This window comes from Streptomyces xiaopingdaonensis, from assembly GCF_000262345.1.
GTDB lineage: Bacteria > Actinomycetota > Actinomycetes > Streptomycetales > Streptomycetaceae > Streptomyces > Streptomyces xiaopingdaonensis.
In genome coordinates, this window is the sequence record NZ_AJTQ01000139.1 from 40,226 (window position 1) to 51,762 (window position 11,537).

The following is an 11,537-nucleotide window of genomic DNA, read 5'->3' on the forward strand; positions in this document are numbered from 1 at the left end:
AGAAGCGACGCCTCACCCGGATATCCGGCACCATGCTCGCCGCCGGCGCACTGCTGGTCGCAGGCATCACCGCCGGCACAGCAGGCGCCGCACCCGCCGACTCGACCGCCCGGGACGCGCTCCCCGCGCACCTGACGGCCGCCCAGCACACTTCGCTCGTCGCGAAGGCCGACTCCGGCTCGGCCGCGGAGGCCAAGGCGCTCGGACTCGGCGCAAAGGAGGAGCTGCGCGTCAAGGACGTCGTCCGGAACCGGGACGGCGCCACCCACACCCGCTACGAGCGCACCTACGACGGACTCCCCGTCATCGGCGGCGACTTGGTCGTCCACAAGACCGCCGAGGGCAAGCGCACCGGCGTCACCAAGGCGACCGAGGCGGAGATCACGGTCGCCACCACCACGGCGCAGGCGGCGCACAAACCGGCCACTCCGAAGGCGAAGGGGAGCAAGGCTCCCCGCAAGGTGATCTGGGCGGCCGAGGGCGAGCCCACTCTCGCCTGGGAGACGGTCGTCGGCGGCGTCCAGAAGAGCGGCGCGCCCAACCGACTGCACGTCGTCACCGACGCCGCGACCGGAGAGAAGCTCTTCGAGTTCCAGGGCGTCCAGGAGGGCACGGGCGAGAGCCAGTACAGCGGCACCGTCGAACTCGGTACTTCGGGCTCCGAAGGCAGCTACACCCTCACCGACGGCGAGCGCGGCGACAACGAGACCACCGACCTCGACGGCGGCACCAGCGGAGACGGCGAGCTCTTCACGGACGAGGACGACGCCTGGGGCGACGGCACCCCCGACGACCCGCAGACCGCGGGCGTCGACGCCCACTACGGCGCCTCCGTCACGTGGGACTACTACGCGGAGGTCCACGGCCGCGAGGGCATCGCGGGCGACGGCGAGGGCGCGCGCAGCCGCGTCCACTACGGCGACAACTACGTCAACGCCTTCTGGGAGGACGGCTGCTTCTGCATGACGTACGGCGACGGCGAGGGCAACGCGGCGCCCCTCACCTCCGTCGACGTCGCCGCCCACGAGATGTCGCACGGCGTCACCTCGACGACGGCCGGGCTCATCTACGCCGGTGAGTCGGGCGGCCTCAACGAGGCGACCTCGGACATCCTCGCCACCGGCGTGGAGTTCAACGTCGACAGCGAGACCGACGTCCCCGACTACCTCATCGGGGAGATGATCGACATCAACGGCGACGGAACGCCGCTGCGGTACATGGACGAGCCGAGCAAGGACGGCGTCTCGCTCGACTTCTGGGACGAGAACGCGGGCGACGTCGACGTCCACTACTCATCGGGCATCGCCAACCACTTCTTCTACCTGCTCTCCGAGGGCAGCGGCGCGAAGGAGATCAACGGGGTCGAGTACGACTCGCCGACCGCCGACGGCTCCGACGTCGAGGGCATCGGCATCGAGAAGGCCGAGCAGATCTGGTTCAAGGCCCTCACCGAGCAGATGACCTCGACCACGGACTACGCGGACGCGCGCCGGGCCACCGTGGAGGCGGCGACCGGCCTCTACGGCGCCGACAGCGCCGAGGTGTCGGCCGTGGAGGCCGCCTGGAGCGGCGTCAACGTCAACTGACCTCTCCCGTACGGAAGACGCCGCCCGCGGGGGCTGTCCCGCGGGCGGCGTCTTCCGTCTTGCCTCCGACGGTTCAGGGCACGGCGGGCGGTGTGTAGCCGAGCGTGTACGACAGCGCGGTGAGCGCGACCAGCATGAGCGGGGCGAGGAACAGGAACTGGAGGAAGGTGAAGCCGACTATGTGGCGTGCGCGCAGCTTCAGGATTCCGAGGAGCGGCAGCATCCAGAAGGGGTTGATGAGGGTCGGCAGGGTCTCGGCGGCGTTGTAGACCTGCACGGTCCAACCGAGGTTCTCCTCCAGTCCGTTGGCCGCGTCCATCACGTAGGGGGCCTCGATGAGCCATTTCCCGCCGCCGGAAGGGATGAAGAACCCGAGGACGGCGGAGTAGACGGCGACGACCATGGGGAAGGGCGCGGCGGAGGACAGCGAGGTGAAGGCCTGCGTGAGGTAGTCGGCCACCGAGTCGCCCGCGCCGTTGGTCGGCCGGGTCAGGACGGCGGCGATCGCCGCGTAGACGGGGAACTGGATCAGCACGCCGCTGGTGGCGGGGACGGCCCGTGCCACGGCGGTGAGGAAGCTGCGGGGACGCCAGTGCAGCAGCATCCCCAGCATCAGGAAGAGCAGGTTGTACGTGTTCAGCCCGGACAGGGCCACGAGCGGGTCCGACTCCGCGAACTCCTGGACGGCCCAGCCCACCCCCAGCACCACCACGAGGACGGTCAGCAGCGGGCTGTACTCCAGCCACTCCCCCGGCCGCGAGCGGGGCGGCAGCCGGTCGTCCTCCTCGGCGTCGAGGTCCACCCCCAACGCGTGGGCGCTGCGCACCTGTTCGCCGCGCGGTGCGGAGAAGTAGGCGATGGCGACGACGACGGGGATGAGGACCGCGGCGAGCAGCAGCGACTGCCACAGGAAGATGGTGTCCCGGAAAGGGATGACACCGGTGATCGGCATGAGGTTGTCGGGGATGCTGTCGGGGTTCGCCTGAAGCTGCGCGGCAGAGGAGCTGAGGCCCAGCGCCCACACACTGCCCAGCCCCATGAAGGCGGCGGCGCCGGCGGCTCGGTAGTCCACGTTCAGTTCGTCCCTGCGCGCCACGCGGCGTGCCAGGAGGCCGGCGAAGATGAGGCTGAAGCCCCAGTTCAGCAGGGCGCTGAAGGTGCTCACGGTAGCGATCAGCGCCACGGCACCCGGGCCGCTCGACGGCTTCGCGGCGATGCGGGCGATCACCACACGGGCCGCCGGTGCGGTGGCGACCACGTAGCCACCGATCGCGACGAAGGCCATCTGCATGGTGAAGGGGATCAGATCCCAGAAGCCGTTGCCGAACTCGCGGGTCACGTCGGTGGGTGAGGCGCCGATGGACAGCGCGCCGAGTGTCACGACGACGAGGGCTATCAGCGCGAAGATGAAGGCCTCGGGGAACCACTTCTCCGAGAAGTGCGAGATGCGCACCGCCAAGCGGGACAGCGCCCGGGTCTCCTCGTTTCCGGCCCGGGGCTCGTTCCGGCCGGACGCGGCCTGTTTCGAAGCCATGACTATCCCTGCCTCACGTTCTCGTGTAGACGGTCACGGCCGCGACGAGGTCGGTCAGGCCGGTGCCGACGGTCTTGAAGACGGTGACCTCACCCGGCTGCCTGGGCCGGGGGCCCGGTGCCGCACAGAGCCGGTCGAGGTCGGTGCGGACCTCCTCCTCGGTCAGAGCTCCTTCGGCGCAGGCTGTGACGATCTCGCCGGACTCGGTGAGCGCGACGGCGTGGTCGACGAACACGGTCGCGCGGGCCATCAGTGCGGAGTCGGCCTCGCGCAGCGCGGGTTGAAAGCTTCCGATGAGGTCCAGGTGGGTACCAGGGGCCACCCATTCACCGCGGATGACGGGTTCGCGGGCCAGTGTCGCCGTGGTGACGATGTCGGCCCGGCCGACCGCCTCGGGCAGGTCGTCGACCGCGAGCGCGTGCACGCCCCGTTCGGTGAGGGAGTTCGCCAGCGCCTCGGCGGAAGCGGGATCGTGCGGGTCGGCAATGAGGGTGGTCTCGATTCCGCCGCGCACGGCGCGGTAGGCGTCGTGGACCGCGCTGCCGATGTGGCCGGTTCCGACGATCAGATGGACGCGTGCGTCCTCCCGCGACAGCAACGAGGCGCCGAGCGCTGCGGTGGCGACCGTACGGCGGCGGGTGAGTTCGCCTCCGTCGAGCAGGGCCAGGTGCTTGCCGGTCCCGCCGTCCGCCAGGACGTAGGCGGAGGACAGAGCTGGCATGCCGTGGGCCGTGTTCCCGGGAAAGACGTCCACGAGCTTCACGCCCACGAACTCCCGGTTCCAGGCGGGCATCACCAGCAACGTGGCCTCGTCGCCTGAGCCCAGGGAGTAGTGCTGCCGAGGCGGCACGGTCGCGTCGAGGGCCATGCCGGAACGCAGGGCCGGTATGAGTACGTCGTACTCCAGTCGGCTCGCTGTCTCTTCGGCGTCGAAGTACTGCATTGCGCGGTTCTCCTCGGGTGGTTGTCGGGTCGGACTTGCTGGGGCTGCTTGTTGGGACAGGGACTTCGAGGCGGTGTCCGAGACGGTCTGCTGGTGGTGTCTCCCGGCGCCAGTGGGTCAGGCGTCCAACACGATGTCGCTCGTGGGTACGGCCTGGCAGGTCAGGCAGGCGTCATCGGTACCGGGCGGGTCCGTGAGGTGTGCGACGGAGCCGGAGAGCAGCCGCACGGCGCAGCTTTCGCACTGCCCCACGCGGCAGCCGCTGGGGAGGCGGAGTCCACCGCGCTGGGCGAGGTCGAGCAGCGGGCCGTCCTGCGGACGCCAGGTCAGGATGGTGCCGGAGGCACGGAAGGTGACCCGGTGCTGTGCGTCCCCGGCGGGCAGTGCCCTGGCCGGAGGTGCGAACCGTTCGGCGAAGATCTCGAAACGCGGCACTCCGCGTGCGACGAGCCCCTCGGTGACCTCGCGGATCATCGCGTCGGGGCCGCAGAGGTAGAAGCGCGCCCGTGCGTCGATGTCGGCCTGGTCGACGGCGTCCGCGCTGACGCGGCCCTCGTGTTCGTAGTCCCGGCCGCGCACGTCGCCGGGACCCGGACGGCTCAGGTGGCGGATCAGCCGCAACCGGGGGGTGCGCTCGGCGAGGTGTGTGAGCCGGGTTTCGAAGCTGACGTCGTCCCCGCCGCGGTCTCCCTTGTGGACGGTGATGCGCGGGCCCTCGCCCGCGAGTTCGGCGGTGCGGTCCAGTTGGCCGAGGAACGGGGTGATGCCGATCCCGGCGGCCAAGATCACGACGGGGAAGGGCGGATCGACGGGCAGCGTGAAGGTGCCCGAGGGCTCGCTGAGGCCGACGGTGTCGCCCACACGGAGCGCGGTGTGGATGTGCGTGGACGCCGTCCCGCCGGACTGGAGGCGTACGGCGACAGCGTGTTCCTCGCCGGGCTTGCTGGTGAGCGAGTACGCCCGGCGGACCTGGGCTTCCTCCCCCGCTCCGTCGAGGGTGACTTCGACGTACTGACCCGGCCGGTGGGACGCGCACGGGCCTCCGTCGACCGGCCGGAGCCGCAGCTCGAGGACTCCCCGCCCGCGCGAGGTCATCTCGCGGACGACGAACCGACGTTCGCCTTCCCGCGCTCCCTGCCGGGGAGCTGCCTCGCGGGACTCCCGGTCCGGCCGGACATCGCAGGCGACCCCGCGCATCCGGAGCGACCCGCTCACCGGGTCCGCGGGCGCGGCGGACACGGCCGCGTTGAAGTTGGCGTCTCCCTCGACCGGATCGGACCCGGGCAGGCCCAGATCGGGGGCGGCTTCCCACCAGCCGTACTCCGCGACGACGACGCGCGGGTCGAGGTCCGGAGAGATCTCGGTACGCATGCGGAAGGTGCCGTGCGCCGTGGTGACCCTCGCCTGCTCCCCGTCCGACAACGCGCGGTCGGCGGCCAGCCGTGGGGATATGTTGACGACGGGTTCCGGGTGCCTGCGCCGCAGTGAGGAGACGGCACGGTGCTGGCTGTGGCAGAAGTACCCGCTCTTCGCGCTGGTGAGCACGTAGGGCAAGGACTCCGCTGGGGCAGACCCTGCATCGGGCACGCCCGGATACCCTGCGCGGGCCAGGCGGGGGGAGTAAAGCTCGACGCGGCGGCTCGGCGTCGCGAATCCGGTGACGGTGCCGTCGGCGTGCTCCGTCGCGTACTTGCGGTACTCGGTGCGCAGAGGGTAGCGAACGCCACCGGGGGCGCTGCGCAGTTGCCCGGTCGTGAGTCCGGTGGGCGCGAGCACGTGGTTCCACGCGGCCTCGATGTCACCGTCGAAGAAGTCGGCGCCCAAGCCCAGACGGCACGCCAGGTCGAAGACGATCTCCATGTCCGAGCGTGAGGCACCGAGCGGGGGCACCATACGCTGACGCAACTGCACCAGTTCCTGGGCGTTTTCGTCGATCTCGAACCCGACCTTGAGAGCTTCGCGTTCCCAGGGGCTGTTCACGGGGAGGACGATGTCCGCCAGTTGCGCCGTGGGGTTCATGAACAGGTCGCAGTGCACCTGGAAGTCGAGAGCGCGGAGCGCCTCCCTGCCCCGCGCGGGTTCCGGCTGCGAGACGAGGAGGTTGGCGCCGAACCCCACGAGCGCCCGGACGCGGTACGGCTCGTGATCGAGTGCGGCGTTGTACAGGTCGTGACTGGTCACCCACCCGGTGGCCGGGGGGCCGAGTGGCCGCCGGCGCAGCCCCAGGGTTTTCTCCCGTTGCCCAGGCTCCATCTCCTCCAGCGAGGTGACCGGGTTGACGGGGACTTTGGGCAGCACGACGTTGCCGCCGGCTGTGTCGTAGCAGCCCTTGAGGGCGTAGAGCGTGGCGATGGCGCGCTCGGTCTGAGTCGCGTTCCCGTGCTGTCCCACGCCGGTCCAGGAGTGGTAGGCAACGGTGCGCGCCGCCGCGAAGTCCTCGGCGAACGCGAGCAGTTCGTCCTCGCCGATCCAGGTGTGCCGTGCGGTCCTGGCGAGTGACCACGGCTCGCACGCCTGGGCGTAGAGCTCGAACGCGGGACGCGCCCGTATTCGCCGGCCGTCCAGCAGCGTGACGGTGAACTCCCCGCGGAGGGCGAAGTCTTCCGGCCGCTCGGCGCGCGTACGGGTGTCGTAGCGACGAGTACGGCCGGCCGCCACGTCCCAGACCACGAAGCCCTCGCCCTCGTCGGTCGCCACCTCCCGGGCGGTGAGCAGCTCGCCGGTGTCGTCGCGGATGAGCAGCGGTCCGTTGGTCCAGGAGCGCACGAAGTCCTCGTCGTACCGCTCCGTCCGCAGCAGGTGCCGGGCCACGCCGAGGGCCAGCGCCGCGTCCGCACCGGGCCGGACCCGCATCCAGTGGTCCGCATCCCGGACGCTGGTCGAGCGCCGGGGGTCGACCACCGCGATACGGGCGCCTCTGTCCTTGCCCTCGCGCAGGGCGACGGCCTGGGCAAGCCAGGTCTTGGACGGGTTGTGCCCCCAGAGCACCGCCAGTTCCGTGGCGCGGTAGTCGGCGGTGGGCTGCGCGCTGCCGAACGTGAAGGTGTGCGCGAAGTCCTTGTGCCAGTTGCAGATCTCCGTGGAGTAGCAGGTGTTGGAGGCGCCCAGGCGCCGGATGAAACGCTCGACCCACTCGATGGAGTCCGACATCGGGGTTCCGCTGGGCGAGGTGACGGCGAAGCCGATGGCTTCCGGACCGCTCTCCGCCCGGATCGCATCGAGCCGTTCGGCGACGGTCGCCATCGCCTCCTCCCACCCGATCTCCTCCCAGCCGGGGTCCTCGGCCCCCTTGGGGCGCGTGCGGCGCAGGGGCGTGGTGAGTCTGCGGGTGCTGTGCGCGATCTCCGGCGCGGCCCGCCCCTTCGGACAGAGGGCGGTGCCGGTCGGGTGGGCCGTATCGGGGTCCACTCGCGTCATCCGGCCGGAATCGACGGTGTATACCGCGCCGCAGCGGGAGCGGCACAGCGTGCAGTATCCGTGCTTCTTCTCAGGTGGCACGAGGGGACCCCTTGCGAACAGAGGACGAGGGCGTGAGACGGAGAACGGAAGAACCGGGAGAGAAGAGGGGGAGGGACGGCGCTGCCGGCCCCTTAGTGACCGGTAAGCGATTACCGTTTAGCGATGCCCGGTAGTATGCGAACACCGGAAATCGGGTGTCAAGGGTTTGCCGAAGAGCAGACGGAGGAGGGACGTTGGACCGGCTGGCACATGTGAGCCTGCGAGAGCAAGCGTTGGTGATCGTTCGCCAGGCGATCGTCTCCGGCGAGATCGGGCCGGACGAGATCTACTCGGCCTCCGCGCTGGCGAGCCGGCTGGGCGTCTCCAACAGCCCGGTCCGCGAGGCCATGTTGACCTTGGTCAACCAGGGCATCCTGGAGCCCGTGCGCAACCGGGGGTTCCGCATCGTGCCCATCAGCGAGCACGACCTGGACGAAATAGGCGAGATGCGCCGCATGTTGGAGGTCCCCGCGGTCGTCGCGCTGATCGACCGCGCCCGCGACGAGGACATCGAGGCCCTACGCCCCGTGGCCGCAGAGATCGAGGCAGCCGCGCGTACGGGAGACGTCGCCCTCTTCCTGGAGACCGACCGGCGCTTCCACCTGTCGCTCCTCGAACTGGGCAGCAACACACGGCTGGTGGAGACCGTGGCCCAGCTTCGCGACCAAACCCGGCTCTACGGTGTCAGTACCCTCGCCGAACAAGGCATCCTGCAGCAGACGGCACCTGAGCACTTCCAGCTCCTGGACGCCGTGCTGGCCCGTGACCCGGCCCGCGCCGAGGCCGTCATGACCCGCCATCTCGACCACATCCGGGGCGAGTGGGCGGGGTAGACGAGCCGTACGGCCGCGAATCCGAGCAGCCTCGACCCCTGCGCCCGGGCCTCCGACGCCCGGCGCGGGAAGCCGCACCTCCGCCGACTACCGCAGCAGCACGCCGGCTTCGGGGGAAACGCCGGCGTCCCCCGAAGCGACCGCCACGAGGCCCATCTCCGCCGCACCGCAGAGCAACCGGTGCGCCGGCAGCACCCGGACGGTGTAGCCGAAAGAACCGGTCCGGTCGAGAGGAAGTCGGCCCTCGAAGAGCCACCTGCCCTCGACGTCCCGACCGCCCGACCGCTTCAGGGGATGACTCCGCGCCCCTGCCCACATGACCACGTCCGACTCGTCAACCCGCCCGGCCACGGCCTGCACCTCCACGTCGGCGGGGTCCAGACCGCCCAGCGCGACACGCGCCCGGAGGGCGAGCGATGCCCCCAACTCCAACGTCTCGTCCCCGACCGAGTCGCCTTCGGACTCCACCCGCTCCACCGCCACCTCTGCCCACTCCGCGCGCAACCGGCGCTTCCAGGCGGAGAGTTCGCGGGCCACCCCGGGCGTGAGCTCGCGGTGCGCGCGGGCTGCGGGCGCGTAGAGCCCGGTGACGTACTCCTGCACCATGCGCTCCGCGTTCACCCGCGGGCCCAACCGTCCGAGGGTCTCGCGGACTTTGGCGACCCACCGCTTCGGGACCTCCGCGCCCCCGTCGCCGGTCCCCTCGGGAGACTCACGCGCGTAGAAGCAGGGTGCCACCTGTTCGGCGAGGAGGTCGTAGAGAGCGGCGGCCTCGAGGGCGTCGCGGCGCTCGGGGTCCTCCTCCGCGGCGCCGTCGGCGGTCGGGAGCGCCCACCCGAACTCCGGCTCGTACCACTCGTCCCACCAACCGTCCCGCACCGAGAGGTTGAGACATCCGTTGAGCGCCGCCTTCATACCGCTGGTACCGCACGCCTCCAGGGGGCGGATCGGGTTGTTGAGCCAGACGTCGCACCCCGGGTAGAGCGTCTGGGCCATCGACATCCCGTAGTCCGGCAGGAAGACCATCCGGTGGCGCACACGGGGATCGTCGGCGAATCTGACCAGCTCTCTGATGAGGCCCTTGCCCCCGTCGTCGGCCGGATGCGCCTTGCCCGCGACGACGATCTGCACGGGTCGGGTCGGATGGAGCAGCAGCTCCGCCAGCCGGTCCCGGTCCTGGAGCATCAGCGTCAGCCGCTTGTAGGAGGGGACACGGCGGGCGAAACCGATCGTCAGCACTTCGGGGTCGAACACCCCGTCGATCCAGGCGAGTTCGGCGTGCGCGGCACCGCGGGCCCGCCAGGAGCGGTGGAGGCGGCGGCGTACGTCCTCCACCAGCCGCTCGCGCAGCGTGCGCCGCATCCGCCACAGGCCGGTTTCGTCGAGCGCGCCGAGCGCGGCGCCGTCGGCGGGCACCTCGGAAGCGGTCCAGGTGGGCGCGTGCACGCCGTTGGTGACGGAGGCCAACGGCACCTCCTCGGGCTCGAAGCCGGGCCAGAGGCCGACGAACATCCGGCGCGCGACCTCCCCGTGGAGCGTGCTGACGCCGTTGGCCCGCTGTGCGAGACGCAGCCCCATCACCGCCATGTTGAAGACGCCCGGGTCACCTCCGGGGTACTCCTCGGCCCCCAACCGCAGCACGTCCTCCACTTCGACGCCCGGAAGCTCGCCCTCCGCCCCGAAGTACCGAGCGACCGTCCCGCGGTCGAAGCGGTCGATCCCCGCGGGCACGGGTGTGTGCGTGGTGAAGAGGGCGCCGGCGCGCACCGCCTCCACGGCGGCGTCGAACTCCGCGCTGTCCGCGGGCGGTTGCTCCGCGTCGTCCGGCTGTGCGTCGCTCGCCGCGTCGGGACAGGAGCCCGTCGCGGACGCCCACGCCCGCGTGTCCCCGCCGTCGGCGAGGAGTTCGCGGACCCGCTCCAGGCCGGAGAAGCCCGCGTGCCCCTCGTTGGTGTGGAAGACCTCGGGCGAGGGGTGCCCCGTGACGGCGCAGTACGCCCGCACCGCGCGCACACCGCCGACGCCGAGCAGCATCTCCTGCAGCAGCCGGTGTTCGCTGCCGCCGCCGTAGAGCCGGTCGGTGACCTGGCGTTCGGCCGGTGCGTTCGCGTCGACGTCCGAGTCGAGGAGGAGCAGCGGCACCCTGCCCACCTGCGCCAGCCACACCTGCGCCACGAGACTGCGCCCCTCGGGGAGCCGCAGTCCGACGCGCACGGGGCGCGGAGGCGTCTGGTCCGACGCGCGCGCGGTCTCCCGGAGCAGCCGCAACGCCGTCCCCTCCGGCTCGAAGACGGGGTACTCCTCGCGCTGCCATCCGTCGGCGCCGAGCGACTGCCGGAAGTAGCCGTGCCGGTAGAGCAGCCCCACTCCGATGAGCGGCACTCCCAGATCGCTCCCCGCCTTGAGGTGGTCCCCGGCGAGGATGCCGAGCCCCCCCGAGTACTGCGGCAGCGTCCCCGCGAGCCCGAACTCGGGCGAGAAGTAGGCGACGGCGGCGGGCAGTTCGCCGTCCTGGCCCTGGTACCAGCGCGGCTCCTCCAGGTACCGCCGCAGTTCGCGGACGGCGGCGTCGACCCGCCGCACGAAGTCGGGGTCGGCGGCGGCCTCTACGCAGCGCTCGGGCGCCGCCTCGGTGAGCGTCCGCACCGGGTCGCCGCCGGACTCGCGCCAGGCGGCGGGATCGAGCGTGCGGAAGAGCTCCCGCGTCCCGGCGTGCCAGGACCAGCGGAGGTTGCCCGCGAGTTCGCCCAGCGGGCGCAGCGGTTCGGGGAGGACGGGGCGCACGGAGAAACGACGAATGGCCTTCACACCGCACGAAGGTAGCTGCGCACTCGCCCGTTTCGCACGGTTGGCCCGGATATACAGCGTTTCGCCGCCCAGTGGAACCCAACGGCGCCCGCCGCAGCGGCACCGTACGACGGACCCGGCCGGCCGTGCCGCACGCCCCGCCCAACCCACCGCCCGCGCCCGGCGATCGGCATTCGCGGAGCGGTACCGGCACGACGCGGACGCCCGCGCCACCCTCCCGCAACCGCCCCCGCACGCCCGGAATCCCGTACGCCCCCAGCAGAGTGAACGCGGACCTGAGGGGTCACGCGCGCGCCGGGGAAGCCGTGCACGGAGCGGATAGAAAGAGCGGAGCA

Annotated in this window: 6 protein-coding genes; 2 read left to right on the forward strand and 4 right to left on the reverse strand. The window is 71.3% G+C overall.

The window, feature by feature from the left end; all coding sequences use genetic code 11:
- The first annotated feature begins 32 nt into the window (after positions 1 to 32).
- Complete coding sequence (locus UWG_RS0111290; protein WP_420235624.1) at positions 33 to 1,586, forward strand: M4 family metallopeptidase; 1,554 nt, start codon at positions 33 to 35, stop codon at positions 1,584 to 1,586.
- 73 nt (positions 1,587 to 1,659) lie between these two features.
- Here the strand turns inward: UWG_RS0111290 and UWG_RS0111295 are convergent, their stop codons facing one another.
- The 3 genes from UWG_RS0111295 to UWG_RS0111305 form a co-directional block, all read right to left on the reverse strand.
- Positions 1,660 to 3,120, reverse strand: a complete 1,461-nt coding sequence (locus tag UWG_RS0111295) for a short-chain fatty acid transporter (protein WP_016907319.1) — start codon at positions 3,118 to 3,120, stop codon at positions 1,660 to 1,662.
- Between the two features lie 13 nt (positions 3,121 to 3,133).
- Entirely contained in the window at positions 3,134 to 4,063 is a 930-nt protein-coding gene (lhpI, locus tag UWG_RS0111300) for a bifunctional Delta(1)-pyrroline-2-carboxylate/Delta(1)-piperideine-2-carboxylate reductase (RefSeq protein ID WP_016907320.1), read from the reverse strand.
- Between the two features lie 117 nt (positions 4,064 to 4,180).
- Positions 4,181 to 7,561, reverse strand: coding sequence for a molybdopterin-dependent oxidoreductase (locus UWG_RS0111305; RefSeq protein WP_033196083.1), 3,381 nt, complete (start codon positions 7,559 to 7,561; stop codon positions 4,181 to 4,183).
- A 212-nt stretch (positions 7,562 to 7,773) separates the two neighbouring features.
- Between UWG_RS0111305 and UWG_RS0111310 the strand changes: the two genes are divergently transcribed.
- Entirely contained in the window at positions 7,774 to 8,394 is a 621-nt protein-coding gene (locus UWG_RS0111310; protein ID WP_016907322.1) for a GntR family transcriptional regulator, read from the forward strand.
- An 87-nt stretch (positions 8,395 to 8,481) separates the two neighbouring features.
- On the opposite strand, the gene glgP is transcribed toward UWG_RS0111310, so the two are convergent.
- Entirely contained in the window at positions 8,482 to 11,202 is a 2,721-nt protein-coding gene (glgP, locus tag UWG_RS0111315) for an alpha-glucan family phosphorylase (protein ID WP_029391357.1), read from the reverse strand.
- Between the last annotated feature and the right edge of the window lie 335 nt (positions 11,203 to 11,537).